30 protein-coding genes and 1 pseudogene are annotated in these 20,598 nt (G+C 66.4%); all 31 read left to right on the forward strand.

Features of this window, described 5'->3' with window-relative positions; genetic code table 11:
- Positions 1–167: 167 nt before the first annotated feature.
- Entirely contained in the window at positions 168–4,790 is a 4,623-nt protein-coding gene (locus EV562_RS17210; protein ID WP_133887690.1) for a DUF6531 domain-containing protein, read from the forward strand.
- Positions 4,791–4,805: 15 nt separating this feature from the next.
- A complete protein-coding gene (locus EV562_RS17215) occupies positions 4,806–5,231 on the forward strand; it encodes a hypothetical protein (protein ID WP_133887691.1) in 426 nt (141 codons plus the stop codon).
- 452 nt (positions 5,232–5,683) lie between these two features.
- Complete coding sequence (gene rpsJ, locus EV562_RS17220) at positions 5,684–5,992, forward strand: 30S ribosomal protein S10 (protein ID WP_003948644.1); 309 nt, start codon at positions 5,684–5,686, stop codon at positions 5,990–5,992.
- A 16-nt stretch (positions 5,993–6,008) separates the two neighbouring features.
- Positions 6,009–6,653: a 50S ribosomal protein L3 gene (gene rplC / locus EV562_RS17225; RefSeq protein ID WP_133887692.1), complete on the forward strand. Its 645-nt coding sequence runs from the start codon at positions 6,009–6,011 to the stop codon at positions 6,651–6,653.
- 8 nt (positions 6,654–6,661) lie between these two features.
- A complete protein-coding gene (gene rplD / locus EV562_RS17230; RefSeq protein ID WP_133887693.1) occupies positions 6,662–7,321 on the forward strand; it encodes a 50S ribosomal protein L4 in 660 nt (219 codons plus the stop codon).
- Entirely contained in the window at positions 7,321–7,740 is a 420-nt protein-coding gene (gene rplW / locus EV562_RS17235) for a 50S ribosomal protein L23 (protein WP_007443985.1), read from the forward strand. The genes rplD and rplW overlap by 1 nt, the downstream gene beginning before the upstream one ends.
- 40 nt (positions 7,741–7,780) lie before the next feature.
- Entirely contained in the window at positions 7,781–8,617 is an 837-nt protein-coding gene (rplB, locus tag EV562_RS17240; RefSeq protein ID WP_003974264.1) for a 50S ribosomal protein L2, read from the forward strand.
- A gap of 12 nt (positions 8,618–8,629) precedes the next feature.
- Positions 8,630–8,911, forward strand: a complete 282-nt coding sequence (gene rpsS, locus EV562_RS17245) for a 30S ribosomal protein S19 (protein WP_003974263.1) — start codon at positions 8,630–8,632, stop codon at positions 8,909–8,911.
- Between the two features lie 42 nt (positions 8,912–8,953).
- Positions 8,954–9,301, forward strand: a complete 348-nt coding sequence (gene rplV / locus EV562_RS17250; protein ID WP_003974262.1) for a 50S ribosomal protein L22 — start codon at positions 8,954–8,956, stop codon at positions 9,299–9,301.
- The gene (gene rpsC / locus EV562_RS17255) at positions 9,301–10,134 is read left to right on the forward strand and encodes a 30S ribosomal protein S3 (RefSeq protein ID WP_133887694.1); all 834 of its coding nucleotides are present in this window, start codon (positions 9,301–9,303) and stop codon (positions 10,132–10,134) included. The genes rplV and rpsC overlap by 1 nt, the downstream gene beginning before the upstream one ends.
- A gap of 5 nt (positions 10,135–10,139) precedes the next feature.
- Positions 10,140–10,559 carry a 50S ribosomal protein L16 gene (rplP, locus tag EV562_RS17260; RefSeq protein ID WP_003974260.1) on the forward strand — a complete coding sequence of 140 codons (420 nt, stop codon included), beginning with the start codon at positions 10,140–10,142 and terminating at the stop codon, positions 10,557–10,559.
- Positions 10,559–10,783 carry a 50S ribosomal protein L29 gene (rpmC, locus tag EV562_RS17265; RefSeq protein ID WP_005481220.1) on the forward strand — a complete coding sequence of 75 codons (225 nt, stop codon included), beginning with the start codon at positions 10,559–10,561 and terminating at the stop codon, positions 10,781–10,783. Before rplP ends, rpmC begins: the two co-directional genes overlap by 1 nt.
- Entirely contained in the window at positions 10,783–11,070 is a 288-nt protein-coding gene (gene rpsQ, locus EV562_RS17270; RefSeq protein ID WP_003974258.1) for a 30S ribosomal protein S17, read from the forward strand. Before rpmC ends, rpsQ begins: the two co-directional genes overlap by 1 nt.
- A gap of 107 nt (positions 11,071–11,177) precedes the next feature.
- The gene (gene rplN / locus EV562_RS17275) at positions 11,178–11,546 is read left to right on the forward strand and encodes a 50S ribosomal protein L14 (protein WP_003974257.1); all 369 of its coding nucleotides are present in this window, start codon (positions 11,178–11,180) and stop codon (positions 11,544–11,546) included.
- A 2-nt stretch (positions 11,547–11,548) separates the two neighbouring features.
- Positions 11,549–11,872, forward strand: coding sequence for a 50S ribosomal protein L24 (rplX, locus tag EV562_RS17280; protein ID WP_003992365.1), 324 nt, complete (start codon positions 11,549–11,551; stop codon positions 11,870–11,872).
- Positions 11,872–12,429 (forward strand): 50S ribosomal protein L5, encoded by a 558-nt coding sequence (rplE, locus tag EV562_RS17285; RefSeq protein ID WP_003974255.1) that lies wholly within the window; start codon positions 11,872–11,874, stop codon positions 12,427–12,429. Before rplX ends, rplE begins: the two co-directional genes overlap by 1 nt.
- A gap of 5 nt (positions 12,430–12,434) precedes the next feature.
- On the forward strand, positions 12,435–12,620 hold the full coding sequence (locus tag EV562_RS17290) for a type Z 30S ribosomal protein S14 (protein ID WP_003948630.1): 186 nt from the start codon (positions 12,435–12,437) through the stop codon (positions 12,618–12,620).
- Positions 12,621–12,829: 209 nt separating this feature from the next.
- Positions 12,830–13,228 carry a 30S ribosomal protein S8 gene (gene rpsH / locus EV562_RS17300; protein ID WP_003974254.1) on the forward strand — a complete coding sequence of 133 codons (399 nt, stop codon included), beginning with the start codon at positions 12,830–12,832 and terminating at the stop codon, positions 13,226–13,228.
- Between the two features lie 24 nt (positions 13,229–13,252).
- The gene (gene rplF, locus EV562_RS17305) at positions 13,253–13,792 is read left to right on the forward strand and encodes a 50S ribosomal protein L6 (protein ID WP_003974253.1); all 540 of its coding nucleotides are present in this window, start codon (positions 13,253–13,255) and stop codon (positions 13,790–13,792) included.
- A 3-nt stretch (positions 13,793–13,795) separates the two neighbouring features.
- Positions 13,796–14,179, forward strand: coding sequence for a 50S ribosomal protein L18 (gene rplR / locus EV562_RS17310; RefSeq protein WP_121748663.1), 384 nt, complete (start codon positions 13,796–13,798; stop codon positions 14,177–14,179).
- Between the two features lie 43 nt (positions 14,180–14,222).
- Positions 14,223–14,828: a 30S ribosomal protein S5 gene (gene rpsE / locus EV562_RS17315; protein WP_133887695.1), complete on the forward strand. Its 606-nt coding sequence runs from the start codon at positions 14,223–14,225 to the stop codon at positions 14,826–14,828.
- A 2-nt stretch (positions 14,829–14,830) separates the two neighbouring features.
- A complete protein-coding gene (gene rpmD / locus EV562_RS17320; RefSeq protein ID WP_006140898.1) occupies positions 14,831–15,013 on the forward strand; it encodes a 50S ribosomal protein L30 in 183 nt (60 codons plus the stop codon).
- A 2-nt stretch (positions 15,014–15,015) separates the two neighbouring features.
- Positions 15,016–15,471 (forward strand): 50S ribosomal protein L15, encoded by a 456-nt coding sequence (rplO, locus tag EV562_RS17325; protein ID WP_031041533.1) that lies wholly within the window; start codon positions 15,016–15,018, stop codon positions 15,469–15,471.
- 252 nt (positions 15,472–15,723) lie between these two features.
- Complete coding sequence (secY, locus tag EV562_RS17330; RefSeq protein ID WP_133887696.1) at positions 15,724–17,037, forward strand: preprotein translocase subunit SecY; 1,314 nt, start codon at positions 15,724–15,726, stop codon at positions 17,035–17,037.
- Positions 17,037–17,693 (forward strand): adenylate kinase, encoded by a 657-nt coding sequence (locus tag EV562_RS17335; protein ID WP_133887697.1) that lies wholly within the window; start codon positions 17,037–17,039, stop codon positions 17,691–17,693. The genes secY and EV562_RS17335 overlap by 1 nt, the downstream gene beginning before the upstream one ends.
- Positions 17,694–17,840: 147 nt before the next feature.
- Positions 17,841–18,677 (forward strand): type I methionyl aminopeptidase, encoded by an 837-nt coding sequence (gene map, locus EV562_RS17340; RefSeq protein WP_133887698.1) that lies wholly within the window; start codon positions 17,841–17,843, stop codon positions 18,675–18,677.
- A gap of 105 nt (positions 18,678–18,782) precedes the next feature.
- Positions 18,783–18,941 (forward strand): annotated as a pseudogene (locus tag EV562_RS17345) (type I methionyl aminopeptidase); the annotation flags it as partial.
- A 140-nt stretch (positions 18,942–19,081) separates the two neighbouring features.
- On the forward strand, positions 19,082–19,303 hold the full coding sequence (gene infA / locus EV562_RS17350) for a translation initiation factor IF-1 (protein ID WP_003948620.1): 222 nt from the start codon (positions 19,082–19,084) through the stop codon (positions 19,301–19,303).
- A 68-nt stretch (positions 19,304–19,371) separates the two neighbouring features.
- Positions 19,372–19,485: a 50S ribosomal protein L36 gene (rpmJ, locus tag EV562_RS17355; protein WP_003974245.1), complete on the forward strand. Its 114-nt coding sequence runs from the start codon at positions 19,372–19,374 to the stop codon at positions 19,483–19,485.
- 188 nt (positions 19,486–19,673) lie between these two features.
- Positions 19,674–20,054 (forward strand): 30S ribosomal protein S13, encoded by a 381-nt coding sequence (gene rpsM, locus EV562_RS17360; protein ID WP_003974244.1) that lies wholly within the window; start codon positions 19,674–19,676, stop codon positions 20,052–20,054.
- Positions 20,055–20,120: 66 nt separating this feature from the next.
- Entirely contained in the window at positions 20,121–20,525 is a 405-nt protein-coding gene (gene rpsK / locus EV562_RS17365; protein ID WP_007443997.1) for a 30S ribosomal protein S11, read from the forward strand.
- Positions 20,526–20,598 lie beyond the last annotated feature (73 nt).

Raw genomic sequence — 20,598 nt, forward strand, 5'->3', positions numbered from 1 at the left:
GCCGTCGCGCCTTTGACGCTCGACCGCGACTGAGCACCTCCGCCGGCCTCTCCGCGAGTCGACTCGGAAATCAGAGGCGTCTTTCGTCGAACTTGCGTGCCTTGTAGGTTCACGTGTGCGTACGGGTGGTTGCTGGTGCGGCACGTGAGTCGACGGGGGTTGCGGGGATGGTGGGCCACAGGCCGAGTGACTGGCATGTCCTGGACCTGGACAAGGACCCGACGCCGGGGGATCCGCAGCGGGTGCGCACGCTCGCGAAGACGTTGCACGATTTCGCCGACGACGTGTCGGAGGCGTTGCGTCTGGTGAAGGGGATGGCGGGGGAGTCCACTCTGGCCGAGTGGGCGGGGAAGTCGGCGGCGGTCTTCAAGGAGGAGTTCTCGGGTGTTCCGAAGAACTTGAAGAAGCTGGAGAAGTCGTACGGGATGTGCGGTGACGCGCTCGCGGATTTCTGGCCGAAGCTGGAGCGGGCGCAGGCCTTGGCGGACAAGGCGCTGATCAAGGCGCGGGAGGCCCGTGCCGACCTGGCCTCGGCGCAGTCGAAGCTGTCGTCGGCGGACTCGTGGGTGACGCGGGCGTCGAAGGAGGCGGACAAGTACAAGGACGATCCGACGGGCAGCAAGTCGGACGCTGACGAGCCGGACGAGGCGAAGGTCCGCGCCGCCACCCGTGACGCCCAGCACGCCAGGACCGCGCAGACCAACGCGCGGTCGGCGGTGGACTCCGCGCAGGGCGCGCTGGACGCGGCGAAGAAGCTGGCCGAGGACGCGCGCAAGATGCGCGACGACGCGGCGCGGGAGGCGAAGAACAAGATCGACGAGGCGTCCGACGCGGGTATCCAGAACCGGTCGTGGTGGGAGGACGTCGGCGACTGGTTCTCCGACAACTGGGACACCATCGTCGCGGTCTGCAAGGTCGTCGTCGCGGTCGTCGGCATCATCGCGATGGTCATCGGCGGCCCGATCCTCGGTGCGATCGTCCTGGTCGCGGCCCTCGTCGTCCTCGCGGACACGCTCTACAAATACAGCAAGGGCCAGGCATCCCTGTGGGACGTGGGGCTGGCGGCCCTGGACTGCATACCCGGCATGAAGGGCCTGACCACCCTCGGCGGCCTCGCCAAGGGACTCAAGGGCGGCATGGCTGCCATGAAGGGGATCAAGGGCGGCCTCAAGGGCATGGGGCTGGCCATGCGCGGCTTGGGCAAGAACGCCCGCGGCATGGTCGTCGACGGAGCCAAGGGCGCTTACAACCGTGTCAAGTCCGTCGTCCGTTCCAAGGGCAGCGACCCCATCGACTTCGCCACGGGGGCTGTGTACCTGCCGCAGACAGATGTGACGCTGCCGGGACTGCTGCCCCTGACATTCACCCGTCGAGTCGCCTCCGACTACCGATGCGGATGGTGGTTCGGACCAACCTGGGCCTCCACCATCGACCAGCGCCTCGAGGTCGATGAAGAGGGCATCCTCCTAGTCACCGAGGACGGGCTCCTACTGGAGTATCCCCACCCCGAGGCCGCAGGGATTCCTGTCTTGCCTTCGATTGGGCCCCGACAGCCACTAACGCGACTGGAGGACGGGGGTTACCGGGTCGAGGACCCGCTGACCGGACAGTTCCGTCACTTCTGCTTTCCGAGGGCGGACCGCATCGCCCTGCTCTCACATATCACTGACCGAAACCAGAACACGATCACGTTCGACCACGACCCGTACGGCAGTCCTCTCTCGATTCGTCATTCCGCCGGCTATCACCTGAACGTGACGACTTCGTCCGGCCGGGTCACGGAGCTGAGTCTGGCCGGTGCCGCTGCAGACGGCTCGGACCTCGTGATTAAGCGATACGAGTACAGCGACGGCAACCTCACCGAAACGATCAACTCCTCCGGGCTCCCCCTTCTCTTCTCGTACGACGAACGACTGCGCCTCACCTCGTGGACGGACACGAACGGTCACACATACGCGTATGCCTACGACAACAGTGACCGCTGCGTCACAGCAGGCGGTGAGGCAGGCCATTTCGCCCTGAGTCTCGACTACGGCGGCTCCGATCCCGAGTGGCCCGGTTGCCGCGTCACCACCCTTACGACCGCTGAGGGCGCGGCCAGTCGATTCGTCGTCAATGACAGGTGTCAAGTGGTGGCCGAGGTTGATGCCCTGGGCCACATACAACGCACCGGTTACGACGACCATCATCATGTCGTCTCCTGGGCGGACGCTCTGAACCACGTGACGCGATGGGAGAACAACGAGTACGGCCAGCCCCTCCGAGTCCTGCGCCCCGACGGCCACATAATTCGGGCGCAATACAACGAGTTGTCCCTGATGGAGCGACTCGTGGGGGCCGACGACCTGGTGCAACAGCATCTGTACGACGAGCGGGGAAATCGGACGACGGAGGTCGACCGAGCCGGAAACGCCACCTATTTCACCTATGACGAAGCGGGGCGGCTCACATCCGTGGCTGACCCGCTGGGACACGCCACCGCCGTCCGATGTGACCGGGCGGGACTCCCTTTGGAGATCACCGACCCTCATGGCGGAGTCACTCGTTACGAGCGAGACGCTTTTGGCCGTCCGGTCGGCATTACCGAACCGACTGGAGCGCAGACCCGCTTCGAGTGGACAGTGGAAGGGCGTCTGCTACGCCGCACGGCTCCCGACGGAACGGCGGAGTCCTGGACGTACGACGGTGAAGGGAATTGCACCAGCCATACCGATGCGTTGGGCGGGGTCACCCACTACGAGTTCACGCACTTCGACCTGCTGACCGCTCGAACCACACCCGATGGTGCCCGCTACGAGTTCGCTCACGACGCCGGCCTGCGCGTCACACGCGTAACCGGACCCACTGGCCTCACGTGGCGGTACGAGTACGACGCGGCCGGCAGACTGGTTGCGGAGACCGGATTCGACGGCCACACGCTCACCTACACATACGATGCGGCGTCCCGGCTCGTATCCCGCCACCACGCGCAGGGCCAGAGGATTCGTTTCGAGCGTGACGCGATGGGCCAGATGGTACGGAAGGACGCCGACGGCCTCGTCACGACGTACGCCTACGATCCCGCGGGCCGAATGGTGCAAGCCGTCAGCCCGGTAACCACGCTCGAGCGCCGATACGACAGGCAAGGCCGACTGCTTCGAGAGTCCGTCAACGGGCGCGCTCTCACGTACGACTACGACGCCGTGGGGCGGCGCACGGGTCGTGAGACCCCCGGCGGAGTACGAAGCACGTGGCGGTACGACGCCTTGGGCAACCCCACCGCCATGGTGTTCGCAGGCCGAGAAATCAACTTCACCTTCGATGAAGTCGGTCGAGAGCTCACCCGCCACATCCGCGACACAGACCTGGCCTTCGCTCACGAGTACGACGCCTCCGGCAGGTTGGTGAGTCAACATGTGACGGCACAGGACGCGGAGGTGCGGCACCGCGTGTTCACCTACCGCGCGGACGGCTGCATCAGCGCCGTGGACGACCGACATGCCGGTCTGCGTCGCTTCCGACTCGACCCGGTGGGACGGGTCACGGCGGTCCACGCCCATCAGTGGACAGAGCGGTACGCCTACGACGGAGCCGGCAATCAGATGTCGGCGTCCTGGCCGGAAGGCCACCCGGGTGAGGACGCGCTGGGCGAGCGCGTCTACAGGGGCTCACGCCTCTTGAGGGCTGGACGCGTGAGATACCAGCACGATGCGCTAGGTCGGATCGTCGTACGCCAGAAGATGCATCTGTCCGGCCGAAGAAGCACTTGGCGGTACGTGTGGGACGCAGAGGATCGCCTTACCTCAGTCACGACCCCGGACGGCACGCTCTGGCGGTATGAGTACGACCCGTTGGGTCGCCGCACCGCCAAGTCGCGCATGGCAGCTGACGGGAAGGCCGTCATCGAGCGAGTCGACTTCACCTGGGACGCGTCGAAACTGTGTGAACAGACGACGCTGGCCCCCGCCACCTCGCGCCAAGTCACACTGACCTGGGACCACCGGGGGCAGCAGGTCGTCGCACAAGCGGAGCGCCTCAGCGTCGCCCATGTGCCTCAGGAGGAGATCGATTCTCGCTTCTTCGCGATCGTCACCGACGGCATCGGTACCCCCACCGATCTCGTAGACGAATCGGGCACGGTGGCGTGGCGCGCCCGGCGCACTCTTTGGGGGGTTACTGCCTGGCCGAAGGAGAGCAGCGCCTATACGCCTCTCCGGTGGCCGGGTCAGTACTACGACCCCGAGTCCGGACTCCACTACAACTACTTCCGGCACTACGACCCGGAAACCGGTAGATACGTCACTTCGGACCCGCTGGGTCTTTCTCCGGCTCCGAACCCGTTCACCTATGTCCGTAACCCATTGATAGACACGGACGTTCTCGGTCTCGCCCCGGATTACCCTCTGGGAGAGCGTGGGAATCCGTTCAGTAGCAGGGCTGACGCGGAGAAGGCCGCCTTTGAGGTCGCCGGCGTCCCGCACGGGTCCACGCCGGACGCTGAGTGGCTCGTTATGGGTGACAAGAGTTACAAGAATATGCCGGGGTATGTCTATTCGAAGGACCCGACGCACTGGGGAAACTTTCGACAATTCGAAACGGACAACGGATCTCGCGTGATCGTGGAGCATACTCACGATCCGGCGGGGCCTCACTTCCATGCAGGTGCCCCCAAGGGGATGACTCCGGAGGAGCGAAGCCGGAACCTCGTCAACTTTGGATGGGACAATACCCAGGCAGGGTACGGCACAATGGAGCGTTACCGGGCGCTTGACAAACCCGGCGGAGACCATCATTTCTTTTTTCAGAACTGATTGAGGTGTTACGTAATGGATGCGAAAGCGCAATCCCGCCTCGAAGGTGCCGGCCTCGAAGTGCTGGGAGTGTACGAGGGGCAGGGTGGGCCGACCGTCACGGAGGTGTTCCGCCGCGTGGTGCACCTGGATGCGGAACCCGTCGAGCGCATCCCGCGGAGCGGGGGCGACGCGGGGCCGGTCGTTGACGAGCGTTGGAGGGCGCGCGCCCGCGCCGGAGGGCTTGTGGCCGATGACGGTTCGTTCCTGGCCGCTGCCGGTATGGAACTGGGGTGGGTCCGGGTGAGGCTGACCGAGCGGACATCGATCTCGTCCACAGCGGATCAACCGAGCGAGCTCCTCTTCATCGCCAGGTCGCTGAGCGGCCACCTCGCCCTCGCCGCCAGCACCGAGGGCGGCGAGTACTGGCTCCTGGAAGAGGGGTTCCCGAAGGCACCGTGAATCTGTCCCTCCGGACAGCGGGACGGCGTCACATTACGCGCCCAGGTTTGATCTCCGTCACCCCCGGGGTACAGTCATCCGCTTCGATTGGCCAGCCCCGCGCCCCGTATGGCAGACTAGCGGGGTTGCTCGGTCGAGTGCCGATGCTGCGCGCCTCCCGCCGGGGGGACCGGAAGCGAGTCCCACAGTACTCGTCGTCCCTGATCAGGGGCGGACGTACGGGAATCTTCCGGGAAGCGTCAGCGGGGTGCAGGCCAGGCACCCGGTGGGCCTCTCGCCCCCGGTCTGCGGTTCCGGAAGGGCCCGCGACTCCCACTGCAGGGAAGTCCCGAAAAGGGACATCTGTGTCAGCGAGAGCGCGACACGCCCGACCGCGTGGGTCGGAGGGGGAGCGGAATGGACAAGGACCACCGGGTCCAGAGCGTTACGAGAGACAGGACTACTGAGTAGCCATGGCGGGACAGAAGATCCGCATCCGGCTCAAGGCCTACGACCACGAGGTCATCGACTCCTCGGCGAAGAAGATCGTCGAGACGGTGACCCGCACTGGTGCGTCGGTCGCGGGCCCGGTGCCGCTGCCCACTGAGAAGAACGTGTACTGCGTCATCAAGTCGCCGCACAAGTACAAGGACTCGCGCGAGCACTTCGAGATGCGCACGCACAAGCGCCTGATCGACATCCTCGACCCGACCCCCAAGACCGTTGACTCTCTGATGCGACTCGACCTCCCGGCCGGTGTCGACATCGAGATCAAGCTCTGAGGGCGGTGATCTGAAGATGACCAAGCAGATCAAGGGCATCCTGGGCGAGAAGCTCGGCATGACGCAGGTGTGGGACGAGAACAACCGCGTTGTTCCGGTCACCGTTGTCAAGGCCGGCCCCAACGTCGTCACCCAGGTCCGCACGAACGACGTCGACGGCTACGAGTCCGTCCAGATCGCGTTCGGCGAGATCGACCCGCGCAAGGTGAACAAGCCCCTCAAGGGCCACTTCGCCAAGGCCGACGTCACCCCCCGCCGCCACCTCGTCGAGATCCGTACGGCCGACGCCGCCGAGTACACCCTCGGTCAGGAAGTCACCGCCGAGGTCTTCGAGGCCGGGCTCAAGGTCGACGTGACCGGCAAGAGCAAGGGCAAGGGCTTCGCCGGTGTCATGAAGCGTCACAACTTCAAGGGCCTCGGCGCCGGACACGGCACCCAGCGCAAGCACCGCTCGCCCGGTTCCATCGGTGGCTGCGCCACCCCGGGCCGCGTGTTCAAGGGCCTCCGCATGGCCGGCCGCATGGGCAACGAGCGGGTCACCACCCAGAACCTGACCGTCCACGCCGTTGACGCGGAGAAGGGTCTGCTGCTCATCAAGGGCGCGGTTCCCGGTCCGAACGGCGGCCTCGTCCTGGTCCGCACTGCGGCCAAGGGGGCCTGAGGTAACCGATGAGCACTGTTGACATCCTTTCGCCTGCCGGCGAGAAGACCGGAAGCGTCGAGCTCCCCGCGGAGATCTTCGGCGTGGAGAAGATCAGCATCCCGCTGATCCACCAGGTCGTCGTCGCGCAGAACGCCGCTGCCCGCCAGGGCACGCACAAGACCAAGCGTCGCGGCGAGGTCCGTGGTGGCGGCAAGAAGCCGTACCGCCAGAAGGGCACCGGCCGCGCCCGCCAGGGTTCGACCCGTGCGCCGCAGTTCGCCGGCGGTGGCGTCGTCCACGGCCCGCAGCCGCGTGACTACTCGCAGCGGACCCCGAAGAAGATGAAGGCCGCGGCCCTGCGCCACGCCCTCACCGACCGGGCCCGCCACAACCGCATCCACGTCGTGACCGGCGTCATCGAGGGCGACAACCCGTCCACGAAGGCCGCCCGGACGCTGTTCGGCAAGATCTCGGAGCGCAAGAACCTGCTCCTGGTCGTCGACCGCGCCGACGAGGCCGCGTGGCTGTCCGCCCGCAACCTGCCCCAGATCCACATCCTGGAGCCGGGCCAGCTGAACACGTACGACGTTCTCGTCTCGGACGACGTGGTCTTCACCCAGGCCGCTTTCGAGTCCTTCGTGTCTGGCCCCGACAAGGCCGTTGACACCGAAGGGAGCGAAGCCTGATGGCTACGCGTCACCCGAGCATCGCCTCCAAGGCGGCCAAGGCCGCCAAGGCCGCGCGCGTCGCCAAGGCGCGCCGCCACGAGGCCGAGGGCAAGAACACCGTCGTCACCCCGGCCAGCAAGGCGTTCACGGACCCCCGTGACGTGCTGCTGAAGCCGGTCGTGTCCGAGAAGAGCTACGCGCTCCTCGACGAGAACAAGTACACGTTCATCGTCGCGCCGGGCTCCAACAAGACCCAGATCAAGGAGGCCGTCCAGGCGGTCTTCTCGGTCAAGGTCACCGGGGTCAACACGATCAACCGCCAGGGCAAGCGGAAGCGGACCCGCACGGGCTTCGGCAAGCGTGCCGACAGCAAGCGCGCGATCGTGACCCTCGCCGAGGGCGACCGTATCGACATCTTCGGCGGTCCGACCTCCTGACGGAGGTCCGGATCGTCCGGAATCGGACGAGGACTGAGAAATGGGAATCCGCAAGTACAAGCCGACTACGCCGGGCCGCCGTGGCTCCAGCGTCGCCGACTTCGTCGAGGTCACGCGGTCCACGCCGGAGAAGTCGCTGGTCCGCCCGCTGCACAGCAAGGGCGGCCGTAACAACGCCGGTCGTGTGACCGTTCGCCACCAGGGTGGCGGACACAAGCGCGCCTACCGTGTCATCGACTTCCGTCGGCACGACAAGGACGGCGTGCCGGCGAAGGTCGCGCACATCGAGTACGACCCCAACCGCACCGCGCGCATCGCGCTGCTGCACTACGCCGACGGCGAGAAGCGCTACATCCTCGCCCCGCGCAACCTGCAGCAGGGTGACCGCGTCGAGAACGGTCCCGGGGCCGACATCAAGCCGGGCAACAACCTGGCGCTCCGCAACATCCCGGTCGGTACCACGATCCACGCGATCGAGCTCCGTCCCGGTGGCGGCGCCAAGTTCGCCCGCTCCGCCGGTGCCTCCGTGCAGCTGCTCGCGAAGGAGGGCACCATGGCCCACCTGCGCATGCCGTCCGGAGAGATCCGCCTGGTCGACCAGCGCTGCCGCGCCACGGTCGGCGAGGTCGGCAACGCCGAGCAGAGCAACATCAACTGGGGCAAGGCGGGCCGTAAGCGCTGGCTGGGCGTTCGCCCGACCGTGCGTGGTGTGGTCATGAACCCGGTGGACCACCCGCACGGTGGTGGCGAAGGCCGTACCTCGGGTGGTCGCCACCCGGTGTCCCCCTGGGGCAAGAAGGAAGGCCGTACTCGTTCGCCCAAGAAGGCGTCGAACAAGTACATCGTCCGCCGCCGCAAGACGAACAAGAAGCGCTAAGGACGGGTTGAGATGCCTCGTAGCTTGAAGAAGGGACCCTTCGTCGACGACCACCTGATCAAGAAGGTGGACACGCAGAACGAAGCCGGTACCAAGAACGTCATCAAGACCTGGTCCCGTCGCTCGATGATCGTCCCGGCGATGCTCGGCCACACGATCGCGGTGCACAACGGCAAGACCCACATCCCGGTGTTTGTCACCGAGTCCATGGTCGGCCACAAGCTCGGCGAGTTCTCGCCGACGCGCACCTTCCGGGGTCACGTCAAGGACGACCGGAAGTCGAAGCGCCGCTAAATGCGGGGTGGAATGACCATGACAAACACTGAAGGGACAACCATGGAAGCCAGGGCCCAGGCGCGGTACATCCGCGTCACGCCCATGAAGGCCCGCCGCGTGGTGGACCTCATCCGTGGCATGGATGCCACGGAGGCTCAGGCGGTCCTGCGTTTCGCCCCGCAGGCCGCGAGCGTGCCGGTCGGCAAGGTGCTGGACAGCGCCATTGCCAACGCCGCGCACAACTACGACCACACCGACGCCGACAGCCTCTTCATCTCCGAGGCGTACGTCGACGAGGGCCCGACCCTGAAGCGGTTCCGTCCGCGCGCCCAGGGCCGCGCCTACCGGATCCGCAAGCGGACCAGCCACATCACCGTGGTCGTCAGCAGCAAGGAAGGAACCCGGTAATGGGCCAGAAGGTAAACCCGCACGGGTTCCGGCTCGGTGTCACGACCGACTTCAAGTCGCGTTGGTACGCCGACAAGCTGTACAAGGACTACGTCAAGGAAGACGTCGCCATCCGTCGGATGCTGACGTCCGGCATGGAGCGCGCCGGCATCTCCAAGGTCGAGATCGAGCGCACCCGTGACCGCGTCCGCGTGGACATCCACACGGCTCGTCCGGGCATCGTCATCGGCCGCCGCGGTGCGGAGGCCGACAAGATCCGCGGTCAGCTCGAGAAGCTCACCGGCAAGCAGGTCCAGCTGAACATCCTCGAGGTCAAGAGCCCCGAGACCGACGCTCAGCTGGTTGCCCAGGCCGTCGCCGAGCAGCTCTCCTCCCGCGTCTCCTTCCGTCGCGCCATGCGCAAGAGCATGCAGGGCACGATGAAGGCCGGCGCCAAGGGCATCAAGATCCAGTGCGGTGGCCGCCTCGGTGGCGCCGAGATGTCCCGCTCGGAGTTCTACCGCGAGGGCCGTGTGCCCCTGCACACGCTCCGCGCGAACGTGGACTACGGCTTCTTCGAGGCCAAGACGACCTTCGGCCGCATCGGCGTGAAGGTCTGGATCTACAAGGGCGACGTCAAGAACATCGCCGAGGTCCGCGCCGAGAACGCCGCCGCCCGCGCCGGCAACCGTCCGGCCCGTGGCGGCAACGACCGCCCGGCCCGCGGTGGCCGCGGTGGTGGCGAGCGTCGTGGGCGCAAGCCGCAGCAGCAGTCGGCTCCGGCCGCCGAGGCTCCCAAGGCCGACGCGCCCGCCGCTGCCGCTCCGGCTGAGAGCACCGGAACGGAGGCCTGACCGAAATGCTGATCCCCCGTAGGGTCAAGCACCGCAAGCAGCACCACCCCAAGCGCCGCGGCATGGCCAAGGGCGGTACGCAGGTTGCGTTCGGCGAGTACGGCATCCAGGCCCTCACGCCGGCGTACGTGACCAACCGCCAGATCGAGGCGGCCCGTATCGCGATGACCCGCCACATCAAGCGTGGCGGCAAGGTCTGGATCAACATCTACCCGGACCGCCCGCTCACGAAGAAGCCGGCCGAGACCCGCATGGGTTCCGGTAAGGGTTCCCCGGAGTGGTGGATCGCGAACGTGCACCCGGGCCGGGTCATGTTCGAGCTGTCCTACCCCAACGAGAAGATCGCCCGTGAGGCGCTGACCCGTGCGGCCCACAAGCTGCCGATGAAGTGCCGGATCGTCAAGCGCGAGGCAGGTGAAGCGTGATGTCGGCCGGTACCAAGGCGTCCGAGCTGCGCGAACTGGGTGACGAGGAGCTGCTGAACAAGCTCCGCGAAGCCAAGGAAGAGCTGTTCAACCTCCGCTTCCAGGCGGCGACGGGTCAGCTCGAGAACCACGGTCGGCTCAAGGCCGTCCGTAAGGACATCGCGCGGATCTACACCCTGATGCGTGAGCGCGAGCTGGGCATCGAGACGGTGGAGAGCGCCTGATGAGCGAGAGCAACGTGACTGAAGAGACGAAGGCCGCGCGCGGCTTCCGCAAGACCCGCCAGGGTCTGGTCGTCAGCGACAAGATGGACAAGACCGTCGTCGTCGCCGTCGAGGACCGCGTGACCCACGCCCTGTACGGCAAGGTCATCCGCCGTACCGAGAAGCTCAAGGCTCACGACGAGCAGAACGCCGCGGGCGTCGGCGACCGTGTCCTCCTCATGGAGACCCGGCCGCTGTCCGCGACGAAGCGCTGGCGCGTCGTCGAGGTCCTCGAGAAGGCCAAGTAAGAAATCTCCTGCGAGGCATTCCCCGCAGGACAGTTCCGCCAGGCTCCGGGAGTCGTTCACCTAGGTGACCGACTCCCGGGGAACCGGCAGACATTCAGGAGATAGACGTGATCCAGCAGGAGTCGCGACTGCGTGTCGCCGACAACACGGGTGCGAAGGAAATCCTCACCATCCGTGTGCTCGGTGGCTCCGGTCGCCGCTACGCGGGTATCGGTGACGTCATCGTCGCCACCGTCAAGGACGCGATCCCCGGTGGCAACGTGAAGAAGGGTGACGTCGTCAAGGCGGTCATCGTTCGCACCGTCAAGGAGCGCCGCCGTCCGGACGGCTCGTACATCCGCTTCGACGAGAACGCCGCCGTCATTCTGAAGAACGACGGCGACCCTCGCGGCACCCGTATCTTCGGCCCGGTCGGCCGTGAGCTGCGCGAGAAGAAGTTCATGAAGATCATCTCCCTCGCGCCGGAGGTGCTGTGAGCATGAAGATCAAGAAGGGCGACCTGGTCCAGGTCATCACCGGTAAGGACAAGGGCAAGCAGGGCAAGGTCATCGCGGCCTTCCCCCGTGAGGACCGCGTCCTGGTCGAGGGTGTCAACCGGGTCAAGAAGCACACCAAGGCCGGTCCGACCGCTCGCGGTTCGCAGGCCGGCGGCATCGTGACCACCGAGGCCCCGATCCACGTGTCCAACGTTCAGCTGGTCGTGGAGAAGGACGGCAACAAGGTCGTCACGCGCGTCGGTTACCGCTTCGACGACGAGGGCAACAAGATCCGCGTTGCCAAGCGGACGGGTGAGGACATCTGATGGCTACCACCACCACTCCGCGTCTCAAGACGAAGTACCGCGAGGAGATCGCGGGCAAGCTGCGTGAGGAGTTCTCCTACGAGAACGTCATGCAGATCCCCGGCCTCGTGAAGATCGTGGTCAACATGGGTGTCGGCGACGCCGCCCGTGACTCGAAGCTGATCGAGGGCGCGATCCGCGACCTGACCACCATCACCGGTCAGAAGCCGGCCGTCACCAAGGCCCGCAAGTCCATCGCGCAGTTCAAGCTGCGTGAGGGCCAGCCGATCGGTGCCCACGTCACGCTCCGTGGCGACCGCATGTGGGAGTTCCTGGACCGCACCCTGTCGCTGGCGCTGCCGCGCATCCGCGACTTCCGCGGTCTGTCCCCCAAGCAGTTCGACGGTCGTGGCAACTACACCTTCGGTCTCACCGAGCAGGTCATGTTCCACGAGATCGACCAGGACAAGATCGACCGCACCCGGGGTATGGACATCACCGTGGTGACCACGGCGACCAACGACGCTGAGGGCCGCGCGCTCCTTCGTCACCTCGGCTTCCCCTTCAAGGAGGCGTGAGCGAGATGGCGAAGAAGGCTCTGATTGCCAAGGCTGCTCGCAAGCCCAAGTTCGGTGTCCGCGGCTACACGCGCTGCCAGCGCTGCGGCCGTCCGCACTCCGTCTACCGCAAGTTCGGCCTGTGCCGCGTGTGCCTTCGTGAGATGGCTCACCGTGGCGAGCTGCCGGGCGTGACCAAGAGCTCCTGGTAATCCGGTAATTCCGGGTTATTCAGACTCTCGGTAAGCATCTGGGTCGGCAGGGGCCCGGCTCCGCATGCCTTAGGCTTGTGGGGTTGGGCGTCTGCCGCCCGTACGACTTACTACGCCGTAGGTCCACCGCGCCGCACCCGTCCCGTCTCGGATCGGGGAGAGGGATGGCGCACCAGGAAACCCCGGCGAGAGAGGCCGAAGGCCAATTCATGACCATGACTGATCCGATCGCAGACATGCTTACGCGTCTGCGGAACGCGAACTCGGCGTACCACGACTCCGTGACGATGCCGGCGTCCAAGATCAAGTCTCACATCGCGGAGATCCTCCAGCAGGAGGGCTTCATCACCGGCTGGAAGACCGAGGACGCCGAGGTCGGCAAGAACCTCACCCTCGAGCTGAAGTTCGGTCCGAACCGTGAGCGCTCCATCGCGGGCATCAAGCGGATCTCCAAGCCCGGTCTCCGGGTGTACGCGAAGTCCACCAACCTGCCCAAGGTGCTGGGTGGCCTCGGCGTGGCGATCATCTCCACGTCCCACGGGCTCCTCACCGACAAGCAGGCCGGCAAGAAGGGCGTAGGCGGAGAAGTCCTCGCCTACGTCTGGTAACGGAAGGGAACGGAGGAAACAGCTATGTCGCGCATCGGCAAGCTCCCCATCGCGGTTCCCGCCGGCGTGGACGTCACCATCGACGGCCGTACGGTCTCGGTCAAGGGCCCCAAGGGCTCGCTGACCCACACCGTCGTGGCGCCGATCGACATCGCCAAGGGTGAGGACGGCGTTCTGAACGTCACGCGCCCCAACGACGAGCGTCAGAGCAAGGCCCTGCACGGCCTGTCCCGCACGCTGGTGGCGAACATGATCACCGGCGTGACCCAGGGTTACGTGAAGAAGCTCGAGATCAGCGGTGTCGGTTACCGCGTGCTCGCCAAGGGTTCGAACCTGGAGTTCTCCCTCGGCTACAGCCACCCGATCCTGGTCGAGGCCCCCGAGGGCATCACCTTCAAGGTGGAGAACCCGACCCACTTCTCGGTCGAGGGCATCGACAAGCAGAAGGTCGGCGAGGTTGCGGCCAACATCCGCAAGCTGCGCAAGCCCGACCCGTACAAGGCCAAGGGCGTCAAGTACGAGGGCGAAGTCATCCGCCGCAAGGTCGGAAAGGCGGGTAAGTAAGCCATGGCATACGGACAGAAGATCCTGAAGGGCGACGCCTACAAGCGCGCCGCGATCAAGCGCCGCCACATCCGGATTCGCAAGAATCTCTCGGGTACGGCGGAGCGTCCCCGTCTGGTCGTTACCCGCTCGAACCGCCACATCGTGGCCCAGGTGATCGACGACCTCAAGGGTCACACCCTTGCGTCGGCGTCCACCCTGGACACCTCGATCCGTGGTGGCGAGGCGGACAAGTCGGCGCAGGCCAAGCAGGTCGGTGCCCTGGTCGCCGAGCGCGCCAAGGCCGCCGGTGTCGAGGCCGTCGTGTTCGACCGTGGTGGTAACCAGTACGCCGGGCGCATCGCCGCCCTGGCGGACGCCGCCCGCGAAGCCGGACTGAAGTTCTGAGCCGGTTCCGTATCGCTAGCGGAAACAGAGAGAGGTAATTCCAATGGCTGGACCCCAGCGCCGCGGTGGCGGTGCCGGTGGCGGCGAGCGGCGGGACCGGAAGGGCCGTGACGGTGGCGCAGGTGCCGCCGAGAAGACCGCTTACGTTGAGCGCGTCGTCGCGATCAACCGCGTCGCCAAGGTTGTGAAGGGTGGTCGTCGCTTCAGCTTCACCGCGCTGGTCGTGGTGGGCGACGGTGACGGCACCGTGGGTGTCGGATACGGCAAGGCCAAGGAGGTGCCGGCCGCCATCGCCAAGGGCGTTGAGGAGGCCAAGAAGCACTTCTTCAAGGTCCCCCGCATCCAGGGCACCATCCCGCACCCCATCCAGGGTGAGAAGGCTGCCGGCGTCGTGCTGCTCAAGCCCGCGTCCCCCGGTACCGGTGTTATCGCCGGTGGTCCGGTGCGCGCCGTGCTCGAGTGCGCCGGTATCCACGACGTGCTGTCGAAGTCGCTCGGCTCCGACAACCAGATCAACATCGTGCACGCGACCGTGGAGGCCCTCAAGGGCCTGCAGCGTCCCGAGGAGATCGCGGCCCGCCGTGGTCTGCCGCTCGAGGACGTCGCCCCCGCGGCTCTTCTCCGTGCGCGTGCCGGGGCGGGTGCGTAATCATGGCGCAGCTCAAGATTACGCAGGTCAAGTCCTACATCGGCAGCAAGCAGAACCACCGTGACACCCTGCGTTCCCTTGGTCTCAAGGGGATCAACACGCAGGTCGTCAAGGAGGACCGCCCCGAGTTCCGCGGCATGGTGCACACCGTCCGCCACCTCGTGTCGGTCGAGGAGGTCGACTGATCATGGCGGAAAACAACCCGCTCAAGATCCACAACCTCCGTCCCGCCCCGGGCGCCAAGACCGCCAAGACCCGTGTCGGTCGTGGTGAGGCGTCGAAGGGTAAGACGGCCGGTCGTGGTACCAAGGGCACGAAGGCCCGTTACCAGGTTCCGGAGCGCTTCGAGGGTGGCCAGATGCCCCTCCACATGCGTCTTCCGAAGCTGAAGGGCTTCAAGAACCCGTTCAAGACCGAGTTCCAGGTCGTGAACCTCGACAAGCTGTCCGCGCTGTACCCCGAGGGTGGCGAGGTCACCGTCGAGGGCCTCGTGGCCAAGGGTGCCGTTCGCAAGAACAGCCTCGTCAAGGTCCTCGGCCAGGGCGAGATCTCCGTGGCGCTGCAGGTGACGGTCGACGCCGTCTCCGGCTCCGCCAAGGAGAAGATCACCGCCGCCGGCGGTACCGTCACCGAGCTCGTCTGAATCCTTCAGGCGTCTCGATGACTTGAGCGATCCCGACCGGGGATGCCCCACAAATGGGGTATCCCCGGTTGGTCGTTCCAAGGGGAGTACTCCCGCCGGTAAGGTGGCCAGCGCTGCCCTCTTTCACGGGTGCGTCACATGAGGCACTCTGGGCGGCGGCTCAGCGTTAGTCACTTAGCCGTCCACTTATCAGTCGTCGAACCTCAAGACCGTCACCCTTGACGCAGTAGCGCGGGGGTCGCAGGAGGCACCGTGCTCACCGCGTTCGCCCGGGCGTTCAAGACGCCCGACCTGCGCAAGAAGCTGCTCTTCACGCTCGGCATCATCGTGGTGTACCGCCTCGGTACCCACATCCCCATTCCAGGTGTCGACTACAAGAACGTCCAGGAGTGCGTGGACCAGGCGTCCGGCAACCAGGGCCTGTTCGGCCTGGTCAACATGTTCAGCGGTGGCGCCCTGCTGCAGATCACGGTCTTCGCGCTCGGCATCATGCCGTACATCACGGCGAGCATCATTCTGCAGCTGCTGACCGTCGTCATCCCGCGTCTGGAAGCCCTCAAGAAGGAGGGCCAGGCCGGTACGGCGAAGATCACGCAGTACACCCGCTACCTGACCATCGCGCTCGCCATCCTGCAGGGCACCGGCCTGGTGGCCACCGCCCGCAGCGGCGCCCTCTTCTCCGGCTGCACCGTCGCCGGCCAGATCGTGCCCGACCAGGCGATCTTCACCACGATCGTCATGGTCATCACCATGACCGCCGGTACGGCCGTCGTCATGTGGCTCGGCGAGCTGATCACCGACCGCGGCATCGGCAACGGCATGTCGATCCTGATGTTCATCTCGATCGCCGCGACCTTCCCGTCCGCGATGTGGGCGATCAAGACGTCGGGCGACCTGGCGGACGGCTGGATCGAGTTCGGCACGGTGATCCTGGTCGGCCTGGTGATGGTCGGTCTCGTGGTCTTCGTCGAGCAGGCCCAGCGCCGCATCCCGGTCCAGTACGCGAAGCGCATGATCGGCCGCCGCTCCTACGGCGGCACGTCGACGTACATCCCGCTCAAGGTGAACCAGGCGGGTGTCATCCCCGTCATCTTCGCCTCGTCGCTGCTCTACATCCCGGCGCTGATCGTCCAGTTCTCGAACTCGACGGCGGGCTGGGCCACCTGGATCACGAAGAACCTCGCGGACACCGCGGCGACGCCGCACATCATCCTGTACTTCTTCCTGATCGTGTTCTTCGCCTTCTTCTACGTGGCCATCTCGTTCAACCCCGAGGAAGTCGCGGACAACATGAAGAAGTATGGTGGCTTCATCCCGGGCATCCGGGCTGGCCGACCGACCGCTGAGTACCTGAGCTACGTACTCAACCGGATCACCTGGCCGGGTTCGCTGTACTTGGGCCTGATCGCTCTCGTCCCGACAATGGCGTTGGCTGGTTTCGGGGCAAACCAGAACTTCCCGTTCGGTGGCACCAGCATCCTGATCATCGTGGGTGTCGGTCTCGAGACGGTGAAGCAGATCGAGAGCCAGCTCCAGCAGCGCAATTACGAAGGGTTCCTCCGCTGATGCGAATCGTCCTCGTCGGGCCTCCGGGCGCCGGAAAGGGAACGCAGGCCACCCGCCTTGCCGAGACGCTGCAGATTCCGCACATCTCCACGGGCGACCTGTTCCGCGCGAACATCAGCCAGCAGACCGAACTGGGCAAGCTCGCGAAGTCCTACATGGACGCCGGCAACCTGGTGCCGGACGAGGTCACCATCGCCATGGCGAAGGACCGCATGGAGCAGCCCGACGCCGAGGGCGGCTTCCTGCTGGACGGTTTCCCGCGCAACGTCTCCCAGGCCGAGGCGCTGGACGAGCTGCTCGAGACCGAGGACATGAGGCTCGACGCGGTGCTGGACCTGGAGGCCCCGGAGGACGAGGTCGTCAAGCGGATCGCCGGCCGGCGCGTCTGCCGCAACGACTCGGCCCACGTCTTCCACGTGACGTACACCCCGCCGAAGAAGGAAGGCGTCTGCGACGTCTGCGGCGGCGAGCTGTACCAGCGGGACGACGACTCCGAGGAGACGGTCCGCAAGCGGCTGGAGGTCTACCACACGCAGACCGAGCCGATCATCGACTACTACAAGGCGCAGGGCCTGGTCGCCACCATCGCCGCGACGGGACCCGTGGACGAGGTCACCCGCCGCGCGCTGGAGGCGCTCAAGCGCGACGACCAGTAGTCATCCGCACGGCTCGCAGCCGCGGTCCCTCGCTCAGGGGGCCGCGGCTGTGCTGTGGGGTGGGACGGCCAGGCCCCGTATCGTGGGAACCGTCCCCCTCCGCCCCTCCTCACCGGTCCCGTCCCGTCCAGAAAGGCCGCAGCCCCCATGGTGCAGATCAAGAACCCCGAGCAGATCGCCAAGATGCGCGAGGCGGGGCTGGTCGTCGCCGCCATCCACGCGGCCACCCGCGAGGCCGCCGTGCCCGGAGCGACCACCAAGGACCTGGACCAGGTCGCCCGCAAGGTCCTCGCGGAGCACGACGCCAAGCCGAACTTCCTCGGGTACGGCGGTTTCCCCGCCACGATCTGCACCTCGGTCAACGAGGTCGTCGTCCACGGCATCCCGTCCGACGACGTGGTCCTCAAGGACGGCGACGTCATCTCCATCGACTGCGGCGCGATCATCGACGGCTGGCACGGCGACGCCGCCTACACGGCCTTCGTCGGGTCGGGTCACTCCCCGGAGCTGGTCGAGCTGTCCCGGGTGACCGAGGAGTCGATGTGGGCCGGCATCGCGGCGATGAAGCAGGGCAACCGACTCGTCGACGTCTCGCGCGCCATCGAGACCTACATCCGCCGCCAGCCCAAGCCCGGCGGCGGCAAGTACGGGATCATCGAGGACTACGGCGGCCACGGCATCGGCACCGAGATGCACATGGACCCGCACCTGCTGAACTACGTCGACCGGCGCCGCGGCAAGGGCCCGAAGCTGGTCCCCGGCTTCTGCCTCGCCATCGAGCCGATGGTCTCCCTGGGCACCCCGCGCACCGAGGTCCTCTCCGACGACTGGACGGTCATCACCACCGACGGCACCTGGTCCTCCCACTGGGAGCACTCGGTGGCTCTGACGGAGCAGGGTCCGCTGGTCCTGACGGCGCCGGACGGCGGCCGGGCGAAGCTGGCGGAGCTGGGCGTGACGGCGGCGCCGGACCCCCTGGCGTGACGTCTGCCCGGGCCACGGCCGCCGGTCGGAGGCCGGCGCAGCCGCTCGAAGCTTGTGAGGCGCCCCTGGCGCCGAGCCCGCGAGAGGGGCGTGAGGAATTCGGTCGACTGGACGGTCATCACCACCGACGGCACCTGGTCCTCCCACTGGGAGCACTCGGTGGCCCTGACGGAGCAGGGTCCGCTGGTCCTGACGGCGCCGGACGGCGGCCGGGTGAAGCTGGCGGAGCTGGGCGTGACGGCGGCGCCGGACCCCCTGGCATAACGATCTCGCAGGCGGGGCAGACTTCCTCGTTTCGCCTTTCCGGGTCCCCTGACGTAGACTGACTCGTCGGCTCACGTGTGCCCGCATGTCTGCGGGATACAGGCTGAGTCGATCAAGGTAGTCGATTCGAAGGGCGAAGCGTGGCCAAGAAGCAAGGTGCCATCGAGATCGAGGGCACTGTCGTCGAGTCTCTTCCGAACGCCATGTTCAAGGTCGAGCTCCAGAACGGCCACCAGGTCCTGGCACACATCAGCGGCAAGATGCGCATGCACTACATCCGCATCCTCCCTGACGACCGGGTCGTGGTGGAGCTGTCTCCGTACGACCTGACGCGTGGCCGGATCGTCTACCGGTACAAGTAGATCTTGCCCACGTCCCGTGTGCCCCGCGCACGGGCCCGCCGGCAACTGACCCGGAGAACCTCACACCCATGAAGGTCAAGCCGAGCGTCAAGAAGATCTGCGACAAGTGCAGGGTGATCCGCCGTCACGGTCGGGTCATGGTCATCTGCGACAACCCGCGCCACAAGCAGCGCCAGGGCTGACGCCTGACCGTTCCCTCCGCGATTCGCAGGACTTCGCGCGACGCGAGCTGAACATGTTCATACGCAGGACCCGGGCGCTCTCATGCCCGACACCCCCGGTTCGGAGGCCGGGGACCCGATCCGTACCTCATACGGCGGCCGGGGACCGGTCCTGTGGAAGACCTCCGACAACCAACTGGAGCCATTGAATGGCACGCGTTTCCGGTGTTGACATCCCGCGCGAAAAGCGCGTGGAGATCGCCCTCACCTACGTGTTCGGCATCGGCCGGACCCTCTCGCAGCAGACGCTCGCCGCGACCGGCGTGGACCCGAACACCCGTGTTCGGGACCTCTCCGAGGAGCAGCTCGTCGCGATCCGCGAGTACGTCGACAACAACATCAAGACCGAGGGTGACCTCCGTCGCGAGGTCCAGGCCGACATCCGCCGCAAGGTCGAGATCGGTACCTACCAGGGTCTCCGTCACCGTCGCGGTCTGCCCGTCCGCGGTCAGCGCACCAGCACGAACGCCCGCACCCGCAAGGGCCCGCGTCGCGCCATCGCCGGCAAGAAGAAGCCGGGCAAGAAGTAGTCCGCAGCGGACTCGCCGTCCAGCGGTCTTCGCTGTAGGACCGACCACCTCCCGTAGGAGAACGACATGCCCCCCAAGGGACGTCAGGGCGCGACCAAGAAGGTGCGCCGCAAGGAAAAGAAGAACGTCGCTCACGGCCACGCGCACATCAAGAGCACGTTCAACAACACGATCGTGTCCATCACGGACCCGACCGGCAACGTGATCTCCTGGGCCTCCGCCGGCCACGTCGGCTTCAAGGGCTCCCGGAAGTCCACGCCGTTCGCCGCGCAGATGGCCGCCGAGTCGGCTGCCCGCCGCGCGCAGGAGCACGGCATGCGCAAGGTCGACGTGTTCGTCAAGGGCCCGGGTTCCGGTCGTGAGACCGCCATCCGCTCCCTGCAGGCGACCGGCCTCGAGGTCGGCTCCATCCAGGACGTCACGCCCACCCCGCACAACGGCTGCCGTCCGCCGAAGCGCCGTCGCGTCTGATCTCGCCTCACGGCGGCATCGGTACGACGCTTCACCAGGGTTTCGCGGGCGGTACGGCTCCTTCGGGTCGTGC

The organism is Streptomyces sp. BK208 (assembly GCF_004364245.1).
GTDB lineage: Bacteria > Actinomycetota > Actinomycetes > Streptomycetales > Streptomycetaceae > Streptomyces.

Bases quoted from the DNA above. Each gene is read 5' to 3' on its own strand.
- EV562_RS17290 (WP_003948630.1), top strand. From the start codon at position 12,435: ATGGCGAAGAAGGCTCTGATTGCCAAGGCTGCTCGCAAGCCCAAGTTC.
- rplR (WP_121748663.1), top strand. From the start codon at position 13,796: ATGGCATACGGACAGAAGATCCTGAAGGGCGACGCCTACAAGCGCGCC.
- rplF (WP_003974253.1), top strand. From the start codon at position 13,253: ATGTCGCGCATCGGCAAGCTCCCCATCGCGGTTCCCGCCGGCGTGGAC.
- rpsS (WP_003974263.1), top strand. From the start codon at position 8,630: ATGCCTCGTAGCTTGAAGAAGGGACCCTTCGTCGACGACCACCTGATC.
- rplC (WP_133887692.1), top strand. From the start codon at position 6,009: ATGACCAAGCAGATCAAGGGCATCCTGGGCGAGAAGCTCGGCATGACG.
- rpsE (WP_133887695.1), top strand. From the start codon at position 14,223: ATGGCTGGACCCCAGCGCCGCGGTGGCGGTGCCGGTGGCGGCGAGCGG.
- rplD (WP_133887693.1), top strand. From the start codon at position 6,662: ATGAGCACTGTTGACATCCTTTCGCCTGCCGGCGAGAAGACCGGAAGC.
- EV562_RS17215 (WP_133887691.1), top strand. From the start codon at position 4,806: ATGGATGCGAAAGCGCAATCCCGCCTCGAAGGTGCCGGCCTCGAAGTG.
- rplE (WP_003974255.1), top strand. From the start codon at position 11,872: ATGGCTACCACCACCACTCCGCGTCTCAAGACGAAGTACCGCGAGGAG.
- rpsM (WP_003974244.1), top strand. From the start codon at position 19,674: ATGGCACGCGTTTCCGGTGTTGACATCCCGCGCGAAAAGCGCGTGGAG.
- rpmJ (WP_003974245.1), top strand. From the start codon at position 19,372: ATGAAGGTCAAGCCGAGCGTCAAGAAGATCTGCGACAAGTGCAGGGTG.
- rpsC (WP_133887694.1), top strand. From the start codon at position 9,301: ATGGGCCAGAAGGTAAACCCGCACGGGTTCCGGCTCGGTGTCACGACC.
- EV562_RS17335 (WP_133887697.1), top strand. From the start codon at position 17,037: ATGCGAATCGTCCTCGTCGGGCCTCCGGGCGCCGGAAAGGGAACGCAG.
- rpsH (WP_003974254.1), top strand. From the start codon at position 12,830: ATGACCATGACTGATCCGATCGCAGACATGCTTACGCGTCTGCGGAAC.
- rplO (WP_031041533.1), top strand. From the start codon at position 15,016: ATGGCGGAAAACAACCCGCTCAAGATCCACAACCTCCGTCCCGCCCCG.
- rplX (WP_003992365.1), top strand. From the start codon at position 11,549: ATGAAGATCAAGAAGGGCGACCTGGTCCAGGTCATCACCGGTAAGGAC.
- rplV (WP_003974262.1), top strand. From the start codon at position 8,954: ATGGAAGCCAGGGCCCAGGCGCGGTACATCCGCGTCACGCCCATGAAG.
- rpmD (WP_006140898.1), top strand. From the start codon at position 14,831: ATGGCGCAGCTCAAGATTACGCAGGTCAAGTCCTACATCGGCAGCAAG.
- rpsK (WP_007443997.1), top strand. From the start codon at position 20,121: ATGCCCCCCAAGGGACGTCAGGGCGCGACCAAGAAGGTGCGCCGCAAG.
- rplB (WP_003974264.1), top strand. From the start codon at position 7,781: ATGGGAATCCGCAAGTACAAGCCGACTACGCCGGGCCGCCGTGGCTCC.
- EV562_RS17210 (WP_133887690.1), top strand. From the start codon at position 168: ATGGTGGGCCACAGGCCGAGTGACTGGCATGTCCTGGACCTGGACAAG.
- map (WP_133887698.1), top strand. From the start codon at position 17,841: ATGGTGCAGATCAAGAACCCCGAGCAGATCGCCAAGATGCGCGAGGCG.
- rplW (WP_007443985.1), top strand. From the start codon at position 7,321: ATGGCTACGCGTCACCCGAGCATCGCCTCCAAGGCGGCCAAGGCCGCC.
- rpsQ (WP_003974258.1), top strand. From the start codon at position 10,783: ATGAGCGAGAGCAACGTGACTGAAGAGACGAAGGCCGCGCGCGGCTTC.
- rpsJ (WP_003948644.1), top strand. From the start codon at position 5,684: ATGGCGGGACAGAAGATCCGCATCCGGCTCAAGGCCTACGACCACGAG.
- rpmC (WP_005481220.1), top strand. From the start codon at position 10,559: ATGTCGGCCGGTACCAAGGCGTCCGAGCTGCGCGAACTGGGTGACGAG.
- rplP (WP_003974260.1), top strand. From the start codon at position 10,140: ATGCTGATCCCCCGTAGGGTCAAGCACCGCAAGCAGCACCACCCCAAG.